Origin of the sequence: Embleya sp. NPDC050493 (assembly GCF_044458105.1) — a bacterium.
Lineage (GTDB): Bacteria > Actinomycetota > Actinomycetes > Streptomycetales > Streptomycetaceae > Embleya.
Map to the genome: position 1 here is coordinate 137551 of NZ_JBITHP010000003.1, position 22577 is coordinate 160127.

A 22577-nucleotide genomic window follows, 5' to 3' on the forward strand; every position below is an offset into this window, starting at 1 on the left:
TGGGATGAACATGACGAACACGGCTTCTCCTGCCCTTCCCGCCCCCGGTGCCGTGATGGCCGCCGAGATGGCCGAACAGCCGGATGTGCTGCGGCGGTTGGTGGGCCGGTTGCCGGAACTGGCCACGGCGATTCGGGGTGCGCTGCCGGTGCCGTTGCACGGGTCGGTGCTGATTGCGCGTGGGTCCTCGGACAACGCGGCGATGTTCGGGCGCTACCTGTACGAGTTGGCCTCCGGTCGGCCGGCCGGTCTGGCCGCGCCCAGCCTGGTGACCAGGTACGACGCGCACACCGACTACACCGGCTACCTGGTCACCGCGTTGAGCCAGTCGGGTCGTACGCCCGAGATCGTCACGGCGGTGCGGGCCGCGCGGGAGCGGGGTGCTCGGGTGGTGGCGGTCACCAACGAGTCGGACAGCGTGCTTGCGGCGGAGGCGCATGTGCTTGCCGCGACCGACGCGGGTACGGAGATCGCGGTGCCGGCCACGAAGACGGTCACCGCGCAGCTTGTGGCCATGGTCGGCATCGCGCTCGCGCTCGGCCCGTTGCCGCCGACGGTCGCGGATGCGGCGGACCTGGCCGGGCTGCCGGATGCGGTGGGCCGGGTGTTGGCCGGTGCCGATGCGTGCGAGGCGTTGGCCGCGGACTGGGCGCACCACGATCGCCTGGTGGTGGCCGGGCGTGGGCTCGGGGGTGCGGTGGCGTTGGAGGGTGCGCTCAAGATCCGGGAGACGTCGGGGGTGTTCGCCGAGGGCATCTCGGTCGCCGATCTGTTGCACGGGCCGATCGCCGCGCTGGGCGATCGGGTCCCGGTGCTGCTGATCGACCTGGGCGGTCCGACCGCACCGGACATCGCCGCCCTGCGCGAGCGGCTGGTCGCCGACGGCATACCGCATGCGATGGTGGCGCCCGAACTGGGCGACCTGCGTACGGAATCCGCCCGCGCGATCGCCACCACCGTGCATCTGCAAGCCCTCGCCCGCGCCTTCGCCCTGCACCGCGGCGCGAACCCGGACGCCCCGATCGGCCTGGCCAAGGTCACCCCGACCACCTGATCGTTAGAGCGCCCCGCCCGGGGGGGGGGGGGGGGGGGGGGGGGGGGGGGGGGGGGCGGGCGCGGGGGGGGGGGGGCGGGGGGGGGGGGGGGGGTGGGTGGGGGGGGGGGGGGGGGCCGGGGCCCCCCCCCCCCCGCGCGCCGGCGCGCGCGCCCCCCCCCCCCCCCCCCCCCCCCCCCCCCCCCACGACCGGGGTCCGCCGACTGTCACCGGGTGTTCCGGTGGGCGGATGAGCGGTTCGGCGGGCGGAGCCGAGCGCGGCGCGACCGCCGAGCGTGCGACTCCGGTCGGGTGGTCCTGTCCGCCCGCAGCCATCAAGCGGCGTCGAGGGCCGCGGTGATCTTGCGGATCATGTCGGCGACGGCGGGGGCGGGTTCGCCCTTGTGGGTCCGGGCGGCCGCCTCGATGGCGACGACGACGGTGCTGCGGAAGTTGTCGGCCTCGGCCGGGTCCTGCTTCGTCAGCAGGCCCATGGCGGCCGTCAGGGCGGGCAGCACCCGGTCGGCGAGCGCGGCCGTGGACTTGGCGTCCAGCTTCATGCCCTTCGGCTTCTCCGCGAGGACGTGACCGACCGCGCCGGTCGCGGAGAACAAGGCCTTGGAGCCGTCGACGGCGGCGCGGTGGGCCGGCCCGACGGTGGCCATCAGCCAGACGGCGCCGTGCGCGGCGGTCTGGAGGGTGATCTTGTCCTGGTCGGTGAGGGAGATGGCCATGATCGTGTGCTCCTTCGAGTTGGTTTCGGGTGCCCGATTGTCGCGGTGACGGTCGATCGGCCCCGTTTCCGTGTGACTTCATCTTGGCACACTTGTGGCGCCATGACGACCCATTGATGGCGCCACAAGTGCCGCCTGGGGTGCGCTGATATGGCCAGAATCAAGAAAAGCGCAGCTCAGAGGCTATCTCTGCCCGGCGCCAGTTGGGCCAAATTCTTGTGCGTCCGGGGATGCGCGCGTGCTTCTCCCCGGGCGGTGGTCGGTGGTTCCCGCGCCCCTTGCGCCACGTTCGGCGCCGGCGTGGTGGTCGATGCGGTCGGCTGCCGGGTGCCTCGGGGGTGCAATGGCAGCAGACGCAGGCCGACCCCGAGTTCCCGCCGGCCGACGCGTCCGGTCACACCGGCCCGCTCTTGCCCCGAGGGGCGATTCGGCTCGTACGGTGGACGGATGCGCATTCTGCTGACGTCCGACACGCATCTGCCCCGGCGGGCCAAGGTGCTTCCCGAGCGGTTGCTCGCCGAGTTGTCGGCGGTCGACGTGGTGATCCACGCGGGCGATTGGGTCGACGCCGCCGCGCTGGACCTGTTCGAGGCCCGGTCGCGGCGGTTGGTCGGCGTGTACGGCAACAACGACGGGCCCGATCTACGGAGCCGGTTGCCGGAGGTGGCCCGAGTCGAATTGGGCGGGGTGCGGTTCGCCGTCGTGCACGAGACGGGTCCGGCGCAAGGCCGCGAACGACGGTGCGCGGCGCGGTATCCCGATGCGGACGTGCTGGTGTTCGGGCACAGCCACATCCCGTGGGACACCGTCGCCGACTCCGGCCTGCGCCTGCTCAACCCCGGCTCCCCGACCGATCGACGCAGCCAACCGCACCACACGTACATGACCCTGACCGCCGACGCGGGCGAGATCACCGACGTGGCCCTGCACGACCTGGATTGATGCTCTGCGGCCGACGCCTTGCCCGCGCTAGCGTGGATGCAGTTCGCGAGTGGACCAACAGATGGTGGGGACCATGACGGCAACACTCGGCGAGAACGTCAGGAGTTACCGGCGCCGCGCCGGGTACAGCCAGGAGCAACTGGCCGAGGCGGCCGGGTTGTCGCTCGGGACGATTCGCAAGGTCGAGCAGGGTGGCACGCTGCGGATGGAGTCGCTGCACACGATCGCCCGCGCCTTGGGCCTGCAAACGTCGACGCTACTGGCAGCCGACGCGCCGGAACCCGTGCGTTCGGACGATCCCAACCGGCTTCATCTGATCGAGCTTCGGAAGGCGCTGACGCCTCCGGTGGGTCTGAGTGCGCGTTCGCCCGAGCCGGGGGAGGAGCCGAGTATCCCTGCACTTCGTCGGGCCGTGTTGGACGGGGCGAAGTTGTATCACGCCGACCGCTACCAAAGCGTCGCGTTGCTCCTGCCCGGTCTGCTGCGGGACACCGATCGAGCCGTCGAGTACCACTCCGATGGCGAGGATCACGCGAGTGCGCTGATCACGCGTTCGGAGGCATACCAGGTCGCCGGGCGCTTCCTGACCCAGACGCGGCACTACGACCTGGCCTATCAGGCTCTGGCGAGTGCGATTGCGGATGCGCGCGCCGCCGGGGACACACTGAGCGCGGCTTCCGGTGTGGTCGGGTTGTGCTGGCTGCTGCTTCGTCAGGGGCGGCTCGACGACACGGAGACGCTGGCGATGACGACGGCCGAGGCGATCGAACCGAGGATGTCCACGGCCACGCGGGAACAACTGGCCGCGTGGGGATGGTTGGCACTTCGCGGAGCAGCAGGCGCGGTGCGCAACAACCGTCCGGAGGATGCCCGGGACCACCTGCGGATGGCGACCACGGCGGCTGCTGCGGTGGGTGTCGAACGCACCGATTACTACCGCCACGGGGTCACCTTCGGACCGGTCACCGTAGCCATGAAGTCGGTGGAGGACGCGGTGATCACCGGCGACTCCCGAACAGCGCTGCGACTCGCGGAAGAGGGTCCGCTCAGTGCCAAGGGTCGGCGGAACGCCGGTCAGCCCAGCGGAGACAACTGGAACCGGCATCGGCTCGATCTCGGCCAGGCGCACGTGCTCCTGGGTGATCACCAGAACGGCATGGACGAACTGAAGCAGGTCCGCGCGGTCTCCCCCGAGTGGCTGCGGCACCAGGCGATGGCCCGAGACGTCATGCGCGGCATCCTGCGCAAGCGCAAGCGGACCCTGACCGCCGACATGCGCGAAATGGCGGCGTACCTGGACGTGGCCGGCTGAGTACTACGCGTCGTGGTAGGTAGCGGCGATCCGTGCGGGGAGTACCACGAGATGTGCGTGGTAGCCCCTTTCGTCCGTTTCTAGAGTCCGGGAAAGTGCCTTTCGCTACGCACAGTCCTGGAGGCGTCACGTGTCCACCGCCAAGCCGGCCCGCCTGCTCACCGCCCAATCGCGCCGGGCCTATTCCGCCACCGAACGCAACGTGGGCGTGGCCCGTCGCGCCGTCGGGCGGATGTTGGAGCACGCCGGAGTGTCGGAGGTCGTCTCCGACGACATCCGCCTGATCGTCACCGAACTCGCGACCAATGCCGTGCGGCATTCGGGCTCGGCCGAGTTCGCCGTCGAGGCGTTCGTGGTCGAGAGCGTTCCCGACCTGGTGCGGCCGAGCGTGATTTTGGTGCGGGTGTCGGATCTCGGCGACATCGGGCGGGAGTACGACTACATCAACCATCCGGCCGGTGAGCGGACCGCGTTGTGTCCTCGCTCGCCGGGAGCCGAGGCCGATTCGGAGCGTGGGCTGTTGCTGGTCGACCGGATCGGGTCGGCCTGGGAAGTGGCCTTCTGCTCACGGGAGAAGCGGGCGCGATTCCGGTGTGAGGGCTGGATGAACCGGGTGTGCTCCGAGCACGGGTTCTCGGTGGACCACACGACGGTGACCGTCCTGGTGTACATCGAACGCACGGCATCCGGTGACTGGGTGCGTCGATCCGGTGGATGGGCGCGACGGTCGGAGGGATCCGCCGCCGAGCCGACGCAAACGGCCCGAGCGGCCCGAACGGTCCCCGCGGCCCCGGTGGTTCGCCGATTCGCACGGAGCTGACTCGGGTCGGTGGTGGGTGGGTTCAGTCCCGCTCCAGTTCCTTCGCCCATGTGGTCGACCAGGCCAGGAGCGGGTCCAGGGCCTCGACGAGGTGGGTGCCGAGCGGCGTGAGTTCGTAGTCGCCGCTCTGGTCCCGGGTGGCGATTCGGGCGTCGACCAGGTCGCGCAGGCGGTTGTCGAGGACGCTGGAGGACATGTCGTCGCAGCGGCGTTGCAGGGCGCGGAAGCCGGCCGGCTCGCGGCCGAGTTCCCAGATCAGGCGCAGGATCCAGCGTCGGCCGAGCAGGTCGAGTGCGGCCATCGACGCGCGTCCGGTGGTCGAGCCCCGGACCGGGCCGCCCGGCAGGGGAGTGCCGTGCTCGTCGCCGGTGTCGTTGTCGTTGTCGCCCATGGATGCGCCGCCTTCCTCGGGTGCCGCGCTCGTGCGCTCCGTTGCCGCGCCCGCTCTTGTGCTTCGGTTTCGGAAGCAGGATAGTGCTTCTGAAAGCGAAGCAGATTTGAGGGGCCGTGTCGGCCAGTGCAGGAGTGCGTCCATGTCGCGGATCAGACCGTTGTCGCCGCCCTATGCCGCCGAGACCGAGGCGGCGTTGGCCCGTTGGATGGGTCCGGCCCGCGAACGCGAGCCGCTCGCGTTGTTCCGGGTGTTGGAGCATCACCCCGAACTCGCGTCGCGCATGCGCGTGGTCGGCTCCGGGCTGCTGGCGCACGGCACGCTGCCGGCCGTCGAACGGGAGACGGTGGTGCAGCGGGTGTGCGCCCGGGCCGGTTGCTCGTACGAATGGGGCGTGCACGCCGAGGTGTTCGGCGAGCGGGTCGGCCTGACCCCGCGTCAGCTCCGGGCCACCGTGCACGACGACGCGGGCGCGTGGAGCGAGCGGCAGGCGATCCTGGTGCGGGTGGTCGACGAACTGCACGACGGCGCCGACCTCGCCGACGCGACGTGGGCCGAGCTGCGGGCACGGTTCGCCGACGCCGAGATCGTGGAGATCCTGGTCCTGGCGGGGTGGTACCGCACGATCGCCTACGTGGCCAACGCGTTGCGCCTGCCGGCGGAGGAGTGGGCCGCGCCGTATCCGGACGCATGAGCCCCCCGCGATCGGCGACGTACTGCCGTGTGCCGTGACGCCTTCGGCGCCGGCCGTCGGGACGGCCGCCCGCTGGTCGGCCGTCCCGCGGCGACCCTCAGTGCCCGGACTCGACCTCGGCCAGGAAGCCGGTGATCGCGGCCTCCCATTCGACCGGGCGTTCGGCGAACGGCAAGTGGCCCGCGTCCAGTTCGTGCACGCGCGCGGTGCGCAGGCCGGCTGCGAGGGCGTGGTGGTGGTTCGGCTCGACCAGGCGGTCGCCCGTGGTGGACACGACCAGGACCGGGACGTCGATGGCGGCCAGGTCGGCGCGGACGTCCACGCGCTCGATCAGTTCGGTGTGCTCGGGTGTACCGGGCGGCGGGGTGTCCGCGCTCGTCCGGAGCGCATCGGCCAGGTCGTCGGCGGAGAGGGCGGCCAGGGCGGTCGGGCTCAGGGCGAGCGGGGTCACGAACGCGGCGAACGTCGCGCGGTCGCCGGACTCGTACAGCCCGCGCCACACCCGCGCGACCAGCCGCAGCCGGTGGTCGGCGTGGGCGAACGGCGCGGTGAGGACCAGTGCGGTCACCCGCTCCGGATGCCGGGTCGCGGCGCGGACGGCGACCGCGCCGCCCAGCGAATAGCCGGAGACCGCGAACGTCTCCAGGCCCTCGGCGACGCCGGCCGCGACCAATTGGTCGGCGAGTTCGTCCAGTTCCAGTGCCGCGGTGGCGCGCGGGGTGTCGCCGGCACCGGGGAGGTCGACGCCGACCACGGTGTGGCCGGCTGCCAGGCCGGTGAGGATCGGGCCATAGTTGGCGGATATGCCGCCGCCGGCGCCGTGGGCGAGAAGCAGCCCGGGACCCGAGCCGAGGACGGTGCGGGCGTAGGTGGGCGTGGGCAGGGTGGCGGTGGACATGTGGGCTCCCCGGGGCGTGCTCGATGGTTGTATAGCGCTCGCTACAGATCTCACCGTAACAGAGTTCGGCGGATTTCATAGCGAGCGCTATACAATGGCTTCATGTCCGGTACCCCAGGCCGCCCGCGCGGCTTCGACCGCGAGGCCGCGCTGGACCGCGCGGTCCTCGAGTTCTGGCAACACGGCTACGAGGCGACCTCGGTGGCCTCGCTGACCGCCGCGATGGGGATCAAGCCGCCCAGCCTGTACGCGGCCTTCGGCGACAAGCGAAAACTCTTCAGCGAGGCCGTCCGGCGCTACGGTGTCACCTACGGCGCGGTCGCCGGCGACGTGATCGCCGCCGCGCCGGACGCGCGACAGGCGATGGAGCGCGTGCTGCACGCGCTGGCCGAGGCGTACACCGAGCCCGGTCACCCGCCGGGCTGCATGGTGATCACCGCGGCGGTCAACTGCACGTCGGCGGCCGAGGAGGTCAAGGCCGAACTGCGCGCGATCCGCGAGGCGTCCAAGGCGGTGATGCGCGCGCGGATCGCCGCCGACACGGCCGCCGGCCGGTTGCCCGCGGACACCGACGCCGACGGCCTCGCCACCTACTACGCGGCGGTGGTGCAGGGCATGTCCACCCAGGCCGTCGACGGCGTCGACCGCGCGACTTTGGAACGAGTCGCCGCGCTCGCGATGCGTTGCTGGCCGGACGGCGCGGCGGCGGTGTAGCCGGCCCCGGCTGCCCGTCCGCCGAGATCGTGGTGGGCGCCGGGGTCGGCCGAGGCGCGGGCGGCGTCGAGTATGGACGCCCCGGACCGGGAGGCGCGGTGCTCAGGAGGCTGTGTCGCCGTCCCTCTCGGTCGCGTTCCGGCGCTCCTGGTCGGCCAGGTGCTCCCGGGCGTCCGGCCAGGTGATCGGCAGGTTCTCGGCCGGGACCTCCCAGAAGGTGAAGGTCGACGTGCGCATGGTCGGGCGCAGGCTCCCCATGATGCCGCGGTGTGGTTCGGTCCGCACGAAGGTGTCCAGCGCCTCGCGGCTCTCCCACGCGGACAGCGTGTGGAAGACCCGCTTCATCGGCTGGGCGATCAGCGAGGCGCCCACGGCTCCCGGCGCGGACTTCACCTGCCGCCAGGCGGCGAGCGACTTGAGGAAGAACTTCGGTACGTCCTTGGCGGATCGAACCTCGAACCGGGAGGCCATCACGAGCACCCGAGTGCCGGGGGTGACCGGATTCGGGGTGGTCCAGGGGAGCGTGGGCATGCCGAGACTCGCTTTCGGAAGTCGATCATGGGGGACGACGGGCAGGGGCGAGAGCGTACGCGCTGCTTCGTGTCCCGGCTAGGCCGAATGCGCTGCCGTCAGAAGGGTTTCCGCGGCGCGGGTGCGGGCGTACAGCACCTCGCGGCCGACGCGGTGGGCGGCGACCAGGCCCGCCGAGCGCAGTGCGGACAGGTGTTGGGAGACGCCGCCGGGGGTGAGGCCGGCGCGGCGAGCCAGGTCCGTGGTCGAGGCGGGTGTGGCGAGTTCGGCCAGGAGGGTCGCTCGGGAGCGGCCCAGGACGCCGGCGAGCGCGTCGGGTGCGGCGGTTCGGGCCGGCGCCCACAGGGTGCCGATGCCGCGTGGGGGATAGCGCAGGGTGGGTTGCCAGCGCCCGTCCAACACCGAGAACACCCGTGGCCACACGAACGCCGAGGGCACCAGCAGCAGTCCGCGGCCGTCCAGGGTGCGTCGACCGCAGGCGAAACGGTTGCGTACTTGGAGCGTGCCCGCGTCCCACGCCACCTGCGGATCCAGGTCGTTGAACAGGCTGCGGGCGCCACCCTCGACCAACCGCCGGGCGCGGAAGAGGATGTCGCCCTCCAGGAAGGTCAGGATCCGCGGCCAGTACGGCGCGAGCGCCAACTCCCAGTACACCTCGATCGTTTCGGCCAGCCGGCCCAACTCGCGCTCGGGGTCGGCGCGCAGCGCGGCGATCCGCTCCGGCGCGACCTCCGAACTGGTGCGCAGCAGTTCGAGTGGCGTGGCGCGCAGCGTGGCCAACTCGACGTCCAGCGAGGTCAGCGGGGTGGTCGGCGGTGGGCACAGGAAGCCCGCGAGGGCCCGGGTCGGCACCGGGATCAGCTCGGTGAGCGGCGTCAGGTCCACCTTCGCGGCGGCCAGGCGCGAGCGGACCCGGTCCGTCCAGGTGTGGTGGATGCCCTGTTCGTCGGCGCCCTTGAGGATCCGCACGCTCGCGATCACCTCCCACAGCGGGGAGATCACGAAGCGGGTGCGGGCCACGTCCTCCGGGGTGAATTCGATCTCGATCATCACACCTGCGCCGATCCGACCTTCGAGTTCGCTACGACCGACAGGCCGGGGGCGGCCACGAGTCCGGAACGATTGTCGAGTTCCGGGCGAACTCGATCATTCAGTCCAGGCTAAATCATTGGGTGCCGCTCGGGGCGACCGGCAGGCTGCCGGGATGAGCCGACCGCACTCACCCTGGCGTATCGCCGACTTCCGCACGTTGTTCACCGCCGCGGCGCTCAGCGAACTGGGCACCAACATCGGCTATGTCGCCGTCCCGCTGATCGCCGTCGCGGCCCTGGACGCGAGCCCCGGCCAGGTCGGCGCGCTCGCCGCGCTCGGCACCGTCGCGTTCCTGCTGATCGGCCTGCCCGCCGGCGCCTGGGTGGACCGGATGCGCCGCCGCCGCGTGATGATGGTCGCCGACTTGGTCCGCGCCGCGCTGATCGGCTCGATCCCGGTGGCCTGGTGGCTGGACGTGCTGACCCTGCCCCAGCTGTACGCCGTGGTCCTGCTCAACGGCTGCGCCACCGTGTTCTTCGACGTCGGCTCGCAGAGCTTCCTGCCGCACCTGGTCGGTCGCGAGGCGCTGGTCTCGGCCAACGCCGCGATGGTCAGCCTGATGGCAGGCGCCAACATCGCCGGCCGCAGCGCGGGCGGCTTCCTGATCCAACTGGTCGCGGCCCCGGTCGCGCTGGTGTGCACCGTCGTCGGCTACCTCGCCTCCGGCCTCGGACTGGCCCGGATCCGCGCGGATGGCGCACCGGCCGCGAACGACGGTACCGGGCGCCGGTTGCGGGCCGAGATCGCCGAGGGACTGCGCCATGTGGGACGGCGCCGCGAGTTGCGCGCCCTCGCCGGCACGGCGGCGTTGACCAACTTCGGTTCGCAGTTGGTCAACGTGCTGCTGCCGGTGGTGTTCGTTCGGGAACTGGACCTGCCCGCAGGTGCGTTGGGGCTCTACCTGGCGCTCGGCGGGTTCGGGGTCCTGGTCGGCGCACGCTGCGCCGGGCCGATCGCCGGCCGGCTCGGCTTCGGCCGCACGTTGGGCGTGGCCGGACTGTGCCTGGCGCCCGCCGGGCTGCTGGTCCCGCTGATCGATCGTGGTCCCTGGCTGGTGGTCGCCGGCCTCGGTTGGTTCCTGGCCACCGCCAAGATGGGCATGGACAACGTGCTCGGGGTCAGCCTGCGGCAACGCCTGACGCCCGACGCGCTGCTCGGCCGGATGAACGCGACCTTCCGCTGCCTGCTCACCGGCGCCTCCGCGATCGGCGCGGTGGCCGCGGCGCTGATCGGGCAGTTCGCCGGCGTGCACACCGCGATGTGGGCGGGCGGTGTGTGCCTGTCGCTGGGCTTCGTCCCGGTCTTCTGCTCGCCGGTGCGCAGGTTGCGCGTGCTCCCGGAGGGGCCGACGGTGGCGGTGGCCGCCACAGCACGCCCGGAGACGCCGGCCGCGAAGGCGTAGTCGCCGTCCGACAGGCACTGGGCGCGACCGCCGTCCGAGGCGCATGCACCCAGGGCGCAGCGGGCCGCCTCAGCCGGGTGGGCCGGTCAGGAAGTGTTCGGCGAAGGTGCGGTGGGCCAGCCGGTAGACGCTCTGCGCGTGTTCGGTGTCCAGCATGATGTACGGCGACGCGGCCACCAGGAGATCGTCGATGTCCGCCTCGTGCACCGGGCGGTCGTCGTCGAGCGCGGTCGCCACGAGCGCCCAGATGCGGTCCGCGCGCGGCAACCCTCGGCCGCGGGCCACGGCGAGTGCCTCCAGCAGGGGATGCGCGGTCCGGGCCCGCGCACTCAGCCGGGCCACCGCGGTCGCGAACAGCGCCCGGTGGTCGCGGGAGAGCAGGTCGCGCAGCGCCTCGGCCCGGTCCGGGGCGAGCAGGTCCGGCTGCGCGAGCAGTTCGTACACGGCCAGACGTGCGTACAGGAACTCGCGGTCCTGGTCCCGGACCAGCCGGGCGACCGCGGTGATCGTGGCGTCGTCCACCGCGAGCCGGCCCCGGGCGCGGGCGGCGATCAGCCGCTGCTCCACATATGCGCCGACGGAGCGCCGATCGCTCGCGACCACCACGCGCTCGCCGGCCGCGTCCAGCGCCGTGAGCAGGTCGGTGTCGTCGGTGTGCGCGTCGACCGCCTCGCGCGTGGAGGCCCGGGTCCCGACCACGATCCGTACCCCGGGCAGCGCCGCCATTCGACGCAGCACCGACCCGGCGATCGTGATCGGCTCCTGCGCCTCGTCGAGCGCATCCACCAGGATCGTGCACACGCCGCCGCGCCGGGCCAGCGCACTCAGCAGCCACTCCACATCCGATCCGGCCGAGATTCCGGTCGCCGGCAGGCCCAGGCCCAGCGCGTCGGCCAGTCGGCGCACCAGGTGGGCCACGGTGGTCCCGGTCAGGTGGAGCACCGCGTCGAAGCGGACCTCGTGCCCCGGCGCGCCGAACTCCCCCTCGGGCGCGGGCCGCAGATCGCCGCTGCGCAGCAGTAGCTCGCGCAGTCGGGGCGTGGTGTGCACCAGGATGTGGCCGAGCAGCGCCGACTTGCCCGAGCCGGCGCGGCCGGTGACCGCGAGCAGCCCGTGCTCGCTCGACCGCAACCAGGACGCGACGGCGGCGCGTTCGGTCTCGCGGCCGACGAAGTGCCACGCGGGCTCTCCCTGTTCGAGGCCGTCGGCGCCCTGCGCCTTGGGTAGGAAGTGCCCGCGCTCGTCCGGCGCCAACTCGGCGACGTAGCGCAGCAGTTCGGCGTACACGTCCAGGGGCGCCACCACCGGAGCCAGCGGGCGGGGCGGGCGGGGGATGGGCGGCGCCAGGTGTGGTTTGAGGGACAACACGGTGCCGTGGTCGCCGAGTCGATCCTCCAGCGCGGAGACGAAGTCCTTGAGGCTGAGCACCGGGTCGTTGACGGTGTACGCGTCGATCGTGGCGGCCAGCACGGTTGCGAAACGGCCCAGAAAGCTTGTTCCGGCTCCTTCGCTGACGCCGATGATCGCGCAGCGTTCGGGGGTGAACTCGTGCCCGAGGAGGCGGGACGCGACCAGGTTCGCGAAACGTTCCGCGCCGCATGCCTCGATCACCACGAGCATCCACGCCGCGGGGTCGGGCGCCCGGCGTCGCCATTCCAGGAGTACGTGGTCCGCGAAGGTCTCCGGGCCGATGCCGCCCGAGCGCATGTGCCGATCCGTGTTGTACACCGCGAGCCACGCACCGCCGTCCAGCGCCTCGCCGTGACCGCTCCAGTACAGCACCGAGCAGCGCGGGGCGTGCGGCGCGGACCACTCGTGCAATCGTCGCAATACGGCCGTGGTGTCGCGGATCGGGTCGGCCGGCACCCAGGGGCAGTGCCGACCGCCCAGGCGCGCGAGCAGGTCGGCGACCTCGGTCGCGGCCTCGACCGCGGGCACCGCGGGGTGGTGCGCATACCGGCCGATCGGCACCGGCAGGACATCGAAGGCCGGGCCCGGTCCGCCGCCCTGCTCGTTCATGCTTCCGGGGTCGTCCCGTTCGCCCACGCGAGAGCCGCGCTGTTCGCTCGGGCCTCTCGGCGCGTCCCGCTCGCCGATCCGTCCGGGCTCGTCGCGCTCGCTCACGCGTCCTCGGCCGGGTCGAACCGCGCGCTGGGATCGCTCGCCAGGACCAGCTGGGTGACCGCGGATTGCCCGTCCACCTTCGCCAGCACCCGGAACAGGCCCTCCACGGGCAGGATCTGACGGACGGTGAGTCGACCGTCCCGAGACACCGGCAGCGCCCGCGGCAACACCGCGCCGGTGGCCACGTCGACCACGCGCACGTCCAGGGCGGCCGGGTCCGGCACTCCGCCGATCACGATGTCCAGCGCGGTGCCGGCCGGCACCGAGTCGGCCGTGTCCAGCGACAACGGCGTCGCATCGGCGCCGAGTTCGGGGCCCAGGTCCCGATGGTCGAGGACCGCACAGACCTGGGCGATCGCCTCGCGGGTGCCGGGCAGTGCGCCGTGCGTCTGGACGAAGGCGAACGGCTTGGCGGCGGCCGGGCACGCGGCCTCGCGGTACACGGTCTCGTCGCCGCCGCGGTCGATCCGCTCGATCCGGCCGGTCGGGTCGGTCCGGCAGGTCACGAAGCGGGGCTCGGCCACACCGTCGCGGAGCACCAGGGACTGCATGGTCGGTTGCGCCACCCCGATCGAGGGCCACAACGTCTCCCACGAACCCGTGCCGAGCAGCCGCTCGCGGCGCGCGAACGCCTCGTCGGCCAGGTGCGCGTCGCCGCCCAGTCCCGCGACGTCGGCGGCGGTCAATCGGCGGACCGAGGAGCCCTCGTCCACGCAGTGGTAGGACGGCAACAGGTCGTGCAGCCCGGGCAGCGTCGTGGCCAGTCGGCGCAGCCGGGCGTGCGGGAGCGGCAACGGCGCTCCGGTGCCGGTGCCGAGCAGGTGGACCGCCTTGACCGAGCCGAAGAAGGGCGTGCCCATGGTAACCAGTGCGCGCAGTTCGGCCGATCCGCCGAGCACTTCGGTGAAGTAGCGGGCGATCAGGCCGCCCATCGAGTGCGTCACGAGCACCAGGCGCGCATCCGGTCCGCCCATCGGATGGCGTCGCCAACGGCGCAGGTGTTCGTAGGCGGCGATCGCCAGGAGTCCCGCGTTGTACTCGACGGACAGCCGCCAGTCGTAGGGGAATTCGAGCACGGCACTCGGGTCGGCGGCACTTCGCCGAACCGCCTGGACCAGCCCCGTGTACGGCTCGAAGCCGCGCAACATCGGTGCCCAGGCCGGGGCGTGCAGCAGCCGGGTGGCCCGGATGCGTCCCGCTCGCCCGGACCGTTCCTCGGCGGTCACCGCCAGCGCGCGCAACGAGGCGCCGGTGGTCCAGGCCCGGGCGTACCAGCCCGCGTCCGCCATTCCCCACAGCGTGCGCCCCGTGGACACCTCCACCAATTCGCTGCCCATGATTCCCGGCAGCACGATCACCGCGTCGTTCATCTTCCCCCCGGATTCCCGGCCGAAGCCGTCAAGCGCGCGACGCGACCACTCCCGTCCGTCGCGCGAACCACAGTCCCGCCGGCCCACCGATCGCGAGACTCGAACCCACCGCGGCGAGCGCGCGCACCTCCACGCCGACCGCCAGCACGTGTACCACCTCCCCGGTCGTCGGGTCCCAGAGCCGCACCCGGCCGGCGCTGTCGCCCACCGCGAGCAGGGTGTTGCCGTCGGGGGCGGGCAACACTTCGACGGCGGCCACCGCGGTTCGCGCGTGGGCATCGAGTCGCCGCGGGATCGTGCGGCCGTCGGCCGGGTTCCACAGTCGAACCACGTGGTCGATTCCGGTGACGGCGACCCACGTTCGTCCGCCGGGTATGGGGACGGCGGTGAGGTTCGTCGCGGGTAGGCCGTCGGGGAGCGAGTGGGTCCAGGCCGAGTCGCTATGGGGGTCCCACAGGGTCAGATCCGCGGTTTCCCGACCGGCGATCACCAGTCGAGCCGGTCCGCCGGGGTATGGAACCGGAAGCAGGCCGTGGATGTGGCGGCGGCCGCTGTCGAAGGACACGTCCGGAACGCCGGGTGGATCGAGGTCCCACAAGCTCACCATGCCCGAGACTTCGGCGATGGCCAGGACACTGCGCTCGGCGTCCCACGGGAGTGTCGCCGCACACGCGAAGGTGTCGCGGCTCCACTCGTCGTCCCAGGGAAGCGCATCGCGCGTGAAGGGGTGCCGGTGATCGGGGCTCCGATCCGACAGGCCCACGCGTGGGTCCTGCAGGCACACCGCCAGGTTCGGGGTGATTCCGGACAACAACCGACGTCGGGCGGATCGCGGGATCAGCGTGGGGATCAGGTCCGACCTGCGCCACATGGGTCTGTCCCCACGCAATGGTTCCGGGTCCCGACGCAATGGTTCCGGGTCCCGACCGGTCTCGGGTTCAAATATGCGTATCTCACCGCTGCTGTCGGTGGTGACCAGTTGCGTGTTGCCGTCCCTGTCGATCGCGGCGGTCATTGCCGTGGTCGGATACGAGATCGCCGGTGCTCTCAGGGGCAGCGGTTCCGAGGCGGACGAGCGTCGCAACTCGGGATACCACAGCCGAACGGTGCCGTCGTCGGCGGCGGTGGCGATCAGGGCCGGCCGGCCGGGTGGTTGTGGGATCGCGGCCATCGCCGTCACTGCTTCGGTGTGGCCCGTCATCCGGCGCAGGAAGGAGCCGTCGACGATCGGGTCGAGCAGGCGCACGGCTCCGTTGCGATGTCCGGTGGCGAGCAGCGGAGGGCGGCCGGCGATCGGCAGGGTGGTCAGTACGCTCACCCCGTCCCTGGCGGGCCGGTAGAGCGTGCCGCCGAGTCCTCGGAACGGGTTGTGCAGTCGGACCACGCCGCGCAGACCGGCCGTCGCGACGGTGCACTGTCCGTTCGGGAGCGGCAGGACCGCCGTGGTGACGGCCGGGTCGATGGATCTCTCGGTGCGGGCGTCGGGTATCGGGCGGCGCACCTGCCCGTCGGGCGTCACGACCACGAGGCACGTGACGATCTGGGTCAACGGCACGGTGACGAGGGTGCCGGCCGGAGGCAGACGGCTCGTGACCTCGATGTCCAGCAGGTCGCCGGTGCCGGGGTGCCACAGGCGGACCCGCTCCCGGTGGTCGGTGACCGCGAGCAGGGTCGTGCCGTCCGGCAACGGGACGGACGCCAGGTGACGTACGTCGCTCTCCCGATCGAGACCGGGTGCGGCGAGCCGGCCGGCCGATCGCGGATCCCACAGGCACACCCGGCCGTCGCCGCCGACGAGGGCGAGGACGACCGGACCATCGGGCAGCGATAACGCGGCCAGGGCGTGTGCGAGTCCGTTCCCGCCCGGGGCCTGGCCGATGATCCGACCGCTGTTCGTGTCCCACAACAGCACCGTGCCGCTCGCGTTCATCCCGGCCAGGGTCGGGCTGCCGTCTCGCAAGGTAAAGGCGGTGAGGGCGCTGATCGACCCGGAGAGTTCGGTCAGGGTTCGATGTACCGTCGCGGGCCGCACTCGGCTCCAGCCCACTTCCCAACCACCTCCCGCGCCTATCGGATCCGGGCGTCGAGCGTGGGTGGGGGTATCCCCATCGAACCGGCGGCGCATTGCCTGCCGTGCGAACGCGCGATCCCTCACCGGTACTTCGTCGAGATAGTTGGCGGCGGCGAGCACCGCGACCACGTCCGCGGGCAGCCCGCCGTCCGGGTCGAGTGCCGAGCCGAGCGCGGCGGTGGCCAGCGAAGTGGGATCGAGCCGGTCGAGCAGCTCGGGCATTGCGCCGAGTTCGTCCCATGTCCCGGCGTCCGCGAGGTGATCGGGCAGGTGGAAGACGAGATACGGGTTCGGCGCGGCCGGGAGGGCCGCCGCGGCGGCGCGCAGCAACGCGTCGGCGACGCGCCGCGGGTGCCGATCGTGCGCGTCCTGTGCGTCGCGCGCGTCGTCCGCGTCCTGCGCACCCTGCGCGTTGTGCCGGAAGTTCGGGTCTTCCCCCACCCGCCCATCCTGGCCGGCTCGACACCGGCCGCGCAGCCGATTGGGCAAGACCGGGTGCTCGACGCCGGGGCGGGTCGGCCCGCCCGGGGTGGGCGTGGCGCCGGCCGTGACCGCCGTCGCGGGAACGGCGTCCAACGGCGTCGAAGGGTGGGACAGGTACGGGCGTGGACTGTTCGGCACATACGGGAGTGCGGGCCCTCGGATGCGCGGGCTGCCCGGCGCGGGCCGGTTGCATGATCGATTCGTCTTCTTGTGGGTGTCATGTCCCGGCCACACCGGCGCAACACGCGGCGGCAAGAGTGGGGGCATGTCAAAGCCCAGCACACCGGAGATGCCTGTGACCCGAACGAACGACCTGCTCGACCCGAACCACCGGCACGACCGCGAGCGCGGCATCGCGCTCGTGGCGCACGACCGATGCAAGCCGGAGATGCTCGCCTGGGCCCGGACCCACCGCGCGACCCTGGCCCGGCACCGCCTGTACGCGACCGGGACCACCGGCGGCATCCTCGCCGACGAACTCGACCTGGAGATCATCCGATTCCGCAGCGGCCCGCTCGGCGGCGACCAGCAGATCGGATCGCGGATCGCCGAGGGCGCCGTGGACCTGCTGGTGTTCTTCTGGGACCCGCTGAGCCCGCAGCCGCACGAGCCCGACGTACGCGCGTTGTTGCGCCTCGCGGTGCTGGCGGACATCCCGGTGGCCTGCAATCGGGCCACCGCCGACTTCGTGATCACCTCGCCGCTGCTGGCGATGGCGGACGAACCGGATCGCACCGGCTCCCCGATGTTCGCCCCGCTGGCGGCGTAGCGCCCTCGCACCCGCCGGCGCGCTCGGCAGGGGAGCCGGCCCGCGGACGGAGGTCGGGCGGATCCGGAGGGTGGGCGAACCCGAGCTGGGCGGAGCCGGAACCGGGAACACCCGGCGCCGGGACTGCCGCGGCGCGAGCGGCCGACGGCCGACGGCTGACCGCCCGCTGCACGGGCCGATTTCGCTCAGGGCCCGGACAGACCCGTGCGGTAGGCGTAGCGCACCGCGTCGGCCCGGTTGCGGGCGTTGATCTTGGCGAAGGCGTTGTTGATGTGTGTCTTCACCGTCGCCTCGCCGATGGCCAGCGCGGCGGCGATGTCGGCGTTCTTCAGCCCGTCCGCGATCAGCGTCAGCACCTCCACCTCACGATCGGTGAGCCGATCGGGATGTGCGGTACCGGTCGGGGCCGCCTTCGGGAGCACTCTCGATTCGGGCCGGTCCGTCACGTCGGTCAACCTTTCGAGCCCCACCGCAGCCATCGCGGTGATTCCGGCCGTGTTCGGTGAGTTCTGTGCTTTCGGGACGGTGCGTACCCGCTCGCGCCGGACAACCTACCGGGAGCGGGACGGCCGCGATCCCGATTCGACGACGCCGGGATGTGCGGGCCTCCGCCGGCGCGTCGGTCGACGGAGGCGTGCGCGTGGGGTGCGGTCAGCCGGCCGCGGGCGGGGTCGGCTCCCGGCGGGACCAGTGGGTGAGCACCTCGGTGTACGGGTTGACGGGAAGCCAGGAGATCGCGTCCCGGGCACTGCGTTCGTAACCGTCGGCGAGGGCCCGGGCCTCGGTGCCCGCGCCGGTGGTTTCGACCAGCGCGCGCATCCGGGCGAGCGCGGTCTCCGGGTTGGCCTCGTGCAGCAGGGCGTGCCGGATCGCGGCGCGCTGCTCGATGGTGCCGCGCTCGTGGGCGAGCAGCACCGGCAGGGTCGGGCGGTGGTTGCTCACGTCGCTGTCGGCGGGCTTGCCCATCGTGGCGGCGGACGCGTCGTCGTACGGGAGCAGGTCGTCGCGGATCTGGAAGGCCAGGCCGACGTGCCGCCCGAACGCGCCGAGGGCCTCGACCGCCGCGTCGGTCCCGCCGCCGAGGATCGCGCCCACCCGGCAGGACGCGGACAGCAGTGCGCCGGTCTTGTGGCCGGCCATCGAGAGGTAGTCCTCGACCGGGCAGTCCAGGTCGCCGGCGAAGCCGAGTTCGTCGAACACGCCCTGGCACATCGCGGTTCCGCCCTCGGCCTGGGCCGCCATCGCGCGGGCGATGCGCTCGCCGGGCACGCCGTGGCGCGCACACTCGGCGAGTGCGCCGAACCAGGCGAAGTACAGGCTGCTGCCCGCGATGATGGCCCGTTCGGGGCCGTAGGCGACGTGCACCGCGGGCCGGCCGCGCCGCTCCTCGTCGGCGTCGACGATGTCGTCGTGCACCAGGCTGCCGGTGTGCACGCACTCCATGCCGACGGCGGCGGGCAGCGCGTGCTCGACCTCGCCGCCGACCGCGAGTGCCGCGTACATCACCAGCGCGGGCCGCAGCAGCTTGCCGGTCGGCAGCAGCGCGTACCGATGCACCGCGTCCATGCCGTCGGCGTCCTGCGGCCAGCGGCGGGCGAACTCGGCGGCCAGGACGGTCGGTACGTCCACGATCGGCCGATCGCACAACTCGTACGGGGTGGGCGCGACGCTCGTGTGCGCTCGTCCGGTCGATCGACGTTTGTGTGCCGTCGAGGAAACCTGCGGTGTTTCGGTCACAGCTTGCGAACCCCCTGTATTGCCCCCGGAGCGCGGCCCCCGGTGCGCCGAAGCGGTGGGGGCGACGCATGATGCGGACGCTCGCCGGCGCCCGGATCAACCCAACAGACCCGGGCGGGTCGCCGACAGCCGGGTACGGAAGCATCGCTCCGGCGTGCGCTCACCCGAACGGGAATCCGTGCCTCCACACCCCACCATCGCGTGGTTTCGCGCCGGGGGCGCACGGCTCGCGGGCTGCGAGGACGGGCCGTGTGCACGCGGTGCCGGCGGTCGGCGGTAGCCGGACACCGTCCGGCGGTCGCCGTCCGGGCGCGTGGCCCGCGCCCGTCGCGGCGCGAACAGGCCGCGGCGCGCGACGACGCGGACCCGTGGATTGGCCGATTCGCGCTTCTGCTTCCGCGTATTCGGTCCTATCGGTCACGTGGGCCGGTTCCTAGACTCCGCATGGGTTCCGTTGTTCGGTTCGCCGTGACCATGAGACGACGCCGATGCCGACCCCACCCGCCGCCCGCGCGTCGTGGCCGTCCGCGACCCGACGCGATCGGGCCGTCCGGCCCCGGACACCGACGACCGCGACGATGCGCCGCCGCGGTCGAGGCGCATCCCGCCGACGGGCGGCTTGTGGTCGCTCCCGAGGCGGACCGGATCCGGTGGTGATGGGCATCGCGTGAGGCAGGATCGATGGGGGACGAGGTCGAAGGCGATGAGCGCAGGTCACATGCGGTGGGACGACGCGGGGGACGCGGGTGGTGGCGACGCCGACCCGCGACCGGCGTTGGCCCGACCACGCTGGTGGCCGGCCGATGCCGAGCTCGACGCGTGGGCCGCGCCGGCGTACGCACCGACCGATGCGCGGTTCGCGGGCCCATCGGCCATGACCGCGGGGGCGTTTGCCCAGCCGGAGGGACCATCGCCGATTCCGCTCGCGCCGGGTTTCCAGGCGGGCGGACCGCCGCCGACGGACCTTCCGGCGGATGGGTCGGGCGAGGCCGCCGGACGACCCCCGTGGTTCTGGTCGGCATCGGGACTCCCCGAGACGGGGACGGAACCCGATCCGGCGTTCGGTGCGGACCGGGCGGGGACCACGGGTGAACCGCACGCCTACGACTGGAAGTCCGAGCAGCCGGAGCCGCAGTCCCGGGTGCGTCTCGTGGTCGCCGGGGTGCTCCTGGTCACCGGCATCACCGTCGCCGCGGTCCTGCTCACCGGTGGGGGCGAGGAGGACACCGCTGCCGACGCGCCACCGTCCTCGGCGCCCCCGGCGACCGCGAGCGTGATCGCTCCCGATCAATTGGCCGCGTATCAACCCCGGCAGGTGACCAGGCGTTCCGCCGACGGACGCATCCAGGTGTCGTGGCAGGCGCCGACCCGGACCGACGGGATCGCCGGATACATGGCGATCGCGCAGAGCCCGGCCGGCGCCTACCAGAAGACCGAGTTGCCCGGCGCGGGTGAGACGAGTGTCGTGTTCACCGGCCCGCCGGTGAGCGCCGATTCGTGTGTGGTCGTGGTGACCCTGATCACCGGAGAACCCTCGATGAAGTTGGCTCCCGGCGCACCCGTGTGCGGACCGCCGGTGACCGGAACACCCGCCTCCGGAACATCCGCCTCCGGAACGCCCGCCTCCGGAACGCCCGGCTCCGGAACGCCCGGAGCCGGTACGCGGCCGTCCGCTTCGGGCCGTTAGCGCGCGGGCCCGACACGGCGCGGGCCGGACACCGCGCGGCCCGGTCCCGATCCGATCCATCCCGAACAGGTTCCACCCTCGAAGCGGTTCCACCCCTCGTTCCCTCCCGGAACCGGGAACCGGTTCACCCTCCTCCGAACCGATTCCGGCCCGAGGACCAACGCACTCAGCTCGACCGAAGGAGCGTACGTGCCCGACGATTTCGTGGTGCCGGCGTGGCCCGTCGTCTCGATCGAGTTGTCGATCGACGACACGGTTCACGTCGACGGGGAGTGGATCCCGGTGCCGCCGGGCGCGTACCCGCGTGCGGTCGCGCTGGAGAAGGCGGCGGCGACGGCGCGTTCGCTGGGCCGTCCGGTGCGCGCCGAGGCGAGGGAGCCGGACGGCGTGATCTTCCCGCTCATCGTCGCGCCGGACGGCACGGTCAGTGCGTCGGACAGCCCGCTTCCGCCGCCCTCGAAGCGACGCTTGCTCACGGGCCGACGCAAGCGCACGCCGCGCCCGGATGTCGCGCCGAGCCCGGATGCCCGGGAACGGCCGCCGGCCGCCGACGTGTCGACGGGCGCGCGGAGTGGAATTCCCACCGGTGCGGTGGATCCGAGGACGCGAGCGACGCCCGACGGGCCGCACGTCGAGGCGCCCTCCGGGCCGGTGGGCGAGTCGTCCGAACGGCAACCGTCGAACCCGCCGAGCGAAGGCGCCTTCGTCCAGCCGCCGTTCGACCCTGGGGAGCAGGTCCAGCGGGCAGCGACGCGGCAGGCAGCGGCCGGTCCGGACGCCGAACCGGCCGGGCAGGCGCCCTCGTTCGAACCGACGCCACCCGCCCCCGACCGTGCCGAACCGGCCCCCATCCGCCATTCGTGGCAACCGCCGGCCGAGCGGGTGCCCGTCGAGGAGGAACCCCCGGCCTTTCCCGAACTGACCGCGCGCACGGTGCCCGAGCCGCCGGAGCCGCCGGCCGCCACCCACCGGCCGTCTCCGCCCCCGGCCGGACCGACCGCCCCACCGGAGCCCACGCCGCCCCCGGCCAAGCCGACCGCCCCGCCGGAACCCACGTCGTCCCCGGCCCCGGCCAAGCCGACAACCCCGCCCGATCCCACGCCGCCCCTGACCCCGGCCCCGGTCGAGCCGACCGCTCTGCCGGAGCCCACGTCGTCCCCGTCCCCGGCCAAGCCGACCGCCCCGCCGGAGCCGACTCCGTCCCCGGCCAAGCCGACCACCCCGCCCGATCCCACGCCGCCCCTGACCCCGCCCCCGGTCGAGCCGACCGCCTCGCCCGAGCCCACCCCGCCCCCGCCCCCGGTCGAGCCCACCGCCCCGCCCGAGCCCACCCCGCCGCCGGCCCTGGTCGAGCCCACCGAGGAACAGAAGCGGATCATCCTGGAGATCGCCCGGGCGGTCCGTTCGGGTGCGGACGACCAGGCCCTGGCCATGGCCGCGTCCCTGGACGCGTCGGTCGACCACGGCGGAGACGAGTACGCGCTGCCGCCCGTGCGCGAGGTGCATGCCTATGTGGCCCTGCTGACCGGTCGACCGGCCCTCGCGGTGGAGTTGTACGCCGACGCGGCCCTGGCCCGGGGCGCACACCCCCACGATGCGGCCCGGATGATCGAGAACGCGCACCACTGCTGGTTGCGCGTCGAGGAGGTGGAGGCCGCGTACGACCTGGGCCCGGTCGTCCTGCGCGCCTACTCGACGATGCCCACCGACCCCGGACGCGACGCCGCACAGGACCGCATGCGATTCCTGCGCGCCCGGTTGGCCGAGTCCTAG

Annotated in this window: 20 protein-coding genes; 10 read left to right on the forward strand and 10 right to left on the reverse strand. The window is 72.8% G+C overall.

The features are described 5' to 3' along the window. Positions 1 to 10 precede the first annotated feature (10 nt). A complete protein-coding gene (locus ACIBM5_RS07415) occupies positions 11 to 1054 on the forward strand; it encodes an SIS domain-containing protein (RefSeq protein ID WP_396005877.1) in 1044 nt (347 codons plus the stop codon). Between the two features lie 314 nt (positions 1055 to 1368). Here ACIBM5_RS07415 and ACIBM5_RS07420 read toward each other — a convergent pair whose 3' ends face one another. Beyond that, positions 1369 to 1767: a hypothetical protein gene (locus ACIBM5_RS07420; protein ID WP_396005878.1), complete on the reverse strand. Its 399-nt coding sequence runs from the start codon at positions 1765 to 1767 to the stop codon at positions 1369 to 1371. Between the two features lie 447 nt (positions 1768 to 2214). On the opposite strand from ACIBM5_RS07420, the gene ACIBM5_RS07425 reads away from it, so the two are divergent. The 3 genes from ACIBM5_RS07425 (at position 2215) to ACIBM5_RS07435 (ending at position 4841) form a co-directional block, all read left to right on the forward strand. Further along, the gene (locus ACIBM5_RS07425) at positions 2215 to 2709 is read left to right on the forward strand and encodes a metallophosphoesterase family protein (protein ID WP_396005879.1); all 495 of its coding nucleotides are present in this window, start codon (positions 2215 to 2217) and stop codon (positions 2707 to 2709) included. A 73-nt stretch (positions 2710 to 2782) separates the two neighbouring features. Beyond that, positions 2783 to 4021 (forward strand): helix-turn-helix domain-containing protein, encoded by a 1239-nt coding sequence (locus ACIBM5_RS07430; protein WP_396005880.1) that lies wholly within the window; start codon positions 2783 to 2785, stop codon positions 4019 to 4021. A 130-nt stretch (positions 4022 to 4151) separates the two neighbouring features. Then, positions 4152 to 4841, forward strand: coding sequence for an ATP-binding protein (locus ACIBM5_RS07435; RefSeq protein ID WP_396005881.1), 690 nt, complete (start codon positions 4152 to 4154; stop codon positions 4839 to 4841). A 22-nt stretch (positions 4842 to 4863) separates the two neighbouring features. Here ACIBM5_RS07435 and ACIBM5_RS07440 read toward each other — a convergent pair whose 3' ends face one another. Beyond that, positions 4864 to 5232, reverse strand: a complete 369-nt coding sequence (locus ACIBM5_RS07440) for a winged helix-turn-helix transcriptional regulator (protein WP_396005882.1) — start codon at positions 5230 to 5232, stop codon at positions 4864 to 4866. A 142-nt stretch (positions 5233 to 5374) separates the two neighbouring features. Here ACIBM5_RS07440 and ACIBM5_RS07445 point away from each other — a divergent pair, with 142 nt between their 5' ends. Continuing rightward, the gene (locus tag ACIBM5_RS07445; RefSeq protein WP_396005883.1) at positions 5375 to 5926 is read left to right on the forward strand and encodes a carboxymuconolactone decarboxylase family protein; all 552 of its coding nucleotides are present in this window, start codon (positions 5375 to 5377) and stop codon (positions 5924 to 5926) included. A 97-nt stretch (positions 5927 to 6023) separates the two neighbouring features. Here ACIBM5_RS07445 and ACIBM5_RS07450 read toward each other — a convergent pair whose 3' ends face one another. Beyond that, on the reverse strand, positions 6024 to 6824 hold the full coding sequence (locus ACIBM5_RS07450) for an alpha/beta fold hydrolase (RefSeq protein WP_396005884.1): 801 nt from the start codon (positions 6822 to 6824) through the stop codon (positions 6024 to 6026). A 102-nt stretch (positions 6825 to 6926) separates the two neighbouring features. On the opposite strand from ACIBM5_RS07450, the gene ACIBM5_RS07455 reads away from it, so the two are divergent. Beyond that, positions 6927 to 7538 carry a TetR/AcrR family transcriptional regulator gene (locus ACIBM5_RS07455; protein WP_396005885.1) on the forward strand — a complete coding sequence of 204 codons (612 nt, stop codon included), beginning with the start codon at positions 6927 to 6929 and terminating at the stop codon, positions 7536 to 7538. Positions 7539 to 7640: 102 nt separating this feature from the next. Here ACIBM5_RS07455 and ACIBM5_RS07460 read toward each other — a convergent pair whose 3' ends face one another. Further along, positions 7641 to 8069, reverse strand: coding sequence for a DUF3291 domain-containing protein (locus ACIBM5_RS07460; protein ID WP_396005886.1), 429 nt, complete (start codon positions 8067 to 8069; stop codon positions 7641 to 7643). 78 nt (positions 8070 to 8147) lie between these two features. After that, positions 8148 to 9119 (reverse strand): DUF5937 family protein, encoded by a 972-nt coding sequence (locus ACIBM5_RS07465; protein WP_396005887.1) that lies wholly within the window; start codon positions 9117 to 9119, stop codon positions 8148 to 8150. Between the two features lie 154 nt (positions 9120 to 9273). Here ACIBM5_RS07465 and ACIBM5_RS07470 point away from each other — a divergent pair, with 154 nt between their 5' ends. Beyond that, positions 9274 to 10563 (forward strand): MFS transporter, encoded by a 1290-nt coding sequence (locus ACIBM5_RS07470; protein ID WP_396005888.1) that lies wholly within the window; start codon positions 9274 to 9276, stop codon positions 10561 to 10563. A gap of 69 nt (positions 10564 to 10632) precedes the next feature. Here the strand turns inward: ACIBM5_RS07470 and ACIBM5_RS07475 are convergent, their stop codons facing one another. The 3 genes from ACIBM5_RS07475 to ACIBM5_RS07485 are packed head-to-tail and all read right to left on the reverse strand — an operon-like array spanning position 10633 to position 16569. After that, on the reverse strand, positions 10633 to 12687 hold the full coding sequence (locus tag ACIBM5_RS07475; protein WP_396005889.1) for a hypothetical protein: 2055 nt from the start codon (positions 12685 to 12687) through the stop codon (positions 10633 to 10635). After that, the gene (locus ACIBM5_RS07480) at positions 12684 to 14057 is read right to left on the reverse strand and encodes a hypothetical protein (protein WP_396005890.1); all 1374 of its coding nucleotides are present in this window, start codon (positions 14055 to 14057) and stop codon (positions 12684 to 12686) included. The genes ACIBM5_RS07475 and ACIBM5_RS07480 overlap by 4 nt, the downstream gene beginning before the upstream one ends. A gap of 28 nt (positions 14058 to 14085) precedes the next feature. Next, complete coding sequence (locus tag ACIBM5_RS07485) at positions 14086 to 16569, reverse strand: WD40 repeat domain-containing protein (protein WP_396005891.1); 2484 nt, start codon at positions 16567 to 16569, stop codon at positions 14086 to 14088. Positions 16570 to 16900: 331 nt separating this feature from the next. Between ACIBM5_RS07485 and ACIBM5_RS07490 the strand changes: the two genes are divergently transcribed. Continuing rightward, on the forward strand, positions 16901 to 17380 hold the full coding sequence (locus tag ACIBM5_RS07490; RefSeq protein ID WP_396006364.1) for a methylglyoxal synthase: 480 nt from the start codon (positions 16901 to 16903) through the stop codon (positions 17378 to 17380). A gap of 185 nt (positions 17381 to 17565) precedes the next feature. Here the strand turns inward: ACIBM5_RS07490 and ACIBM5_RS07495 are convergent, their stop codons facing one another. Both ACIBM5_RS07495 and ACIBM5_RS07500 read right to left on the reverse strand, forming a co-directional pair. Next, complete coding sequence (locus tag ACIBM5_RS07495; protein ID WP_396005892.1) at positions 17566 to 17826, reverse strand: response regulator transcription factor; 261 nt, start codon at positions 17824 to 17826, stop codon at positions 17566 to 17568. 205 nt (positions 17827 to 18031) lie between these two features. Next, entirely contained in the window at positions 18032 to 19117 is a 1086-nt protein-coding gene (locus tag ACIBM5_RS07500) for a polyprenyl synthetase family protein (RefSeq protein WP_396005893.1), read from the reverse strand. Positions 19118 to 19820: 703 nt separating this feature from the next. Here ACIBM5_RS07500 and ACIBM5_RS07505 point away from each other — a divergent pair. Beyond that, on the forward strand, positions 19821 to 20804 hold the full coding sequence (locus ACIBM5_RS07505; protein WP_396005894.1) for a hypothetical protein: 984 nt from the start codon (positions 19821 to 19823) through the stop codon (positions 20802 to 20804). A 189-nt stretch (positions 20805 to 20993) separates the two neighbouring features. Then, a complete protein-coding gene (locus ACIBM5_RS07510) occupies positions 20994 to 22577 on the forward strand; it encodes a hypothetical protein (protein ID WP_396005895.1) in 1584 nt (527 codons plus the stop codon).

Bases quoted from the DNA above. Each gene is read 5' to 3' on its own strand.
- ACIBM5_RS07415 (WP_396005877.1), top strand. From the start codon at position 11: ATGACGAACACGGCTTCTCCTGCCCTTCCCGCCCCCGGTGCCGTGATG.
- ACIBM5_RS07420 (WP_396005878.1), bottom strand. From the start codon at position 1,767: ATGGCCATCTCCCTCACCGACCAGGACAAGATCACCCTCCAGACCGCC.
- ACIBM5_RS07425 (WP_396005879.1), top strand. From the start codon at position 2,215: ATGCGCATTCTGCTGACGTCCGACACGCATCTGCCCCGGCGGGCCAAG.
- ACIBM5_RS07430 (WP_396005880.1), top strand. From the start codon at position 2,783: ATGACGGCAACACTCGGCGAGAACGTCAGGAGTTACCGGCGCCGCGCC.
- ACIBM5_RS07440 (WP_396005882.1), bottom strand. From the start codon at position 5,232: ATGGGCGACAACGACAACGACACCGGCGACGAGCACGGCACTCCCCTG.
- ACIBM5_RS07445 (WP_396005883.1), top strand. From the start codon at position 5,375: ATGTCGCGGATCAGACCGTTGTCGCCGCCCTATGCCGCCGAGACCGAG.
- ACIBM5_RS07450 (WP_396005884.1), bottom strand. From the start codon at position 6,824: ATGTCCACCGCCACCCTGCCCACGCCCACCTACGCCCGCACCGTCCTC.
- ACIBM5_RS07455 (WP_396005885.1), top strand. From the start codon at position 6,927: ATGTCCGGTACCCCAGGCCGCCCGCGCGGCTTCGACCGCGAGGCCGCG.
- ACIBM5_RS07460 (WP_396005886.1), bottom strand. From the start codon at position 8,069: ATGCCCACGCTCCCCTGGACCACCCCGAATCCGGTCACCCCCGGCACT.
- ACIBM5_RS07465 (WP_396005887.1), bottom strand. From the start codon at position 9,119: ATGATCGAGATCGAATTCACCCCGGAGGACGTGGCCCGCACCCGCTTC.
- ACIBM5_RS07470 (WP_396005888.1), top strand. From the start codon at position 9,274: ATGAGCCGACCGCACTCACCCTGGCGTATCGCCGACTTCCGCACGTTG.
- ACIBM5_RS07480 (WP_396005890.1), bottom strand. From the start codon at position 14,057: ATGAACGACGCGGTGATCGTGCTGCCGGGAATCATGGGCAGCGAATTG.
- ACIBM5_RS07490 (WP_396006364.1), top strand. From the start codon at position 16,901: ATGCCTGTGACCCGAACGAACGACCTGCTCGACCCGAACCACCGGCAC.
- ACIBM5_RS07505 (WP_396005894.1), top strand. From the start codon at position 19,821: ATGAGCGCAGGTCACATGCGGTGGGACGACGCGGGGGACGCGGGTGGT.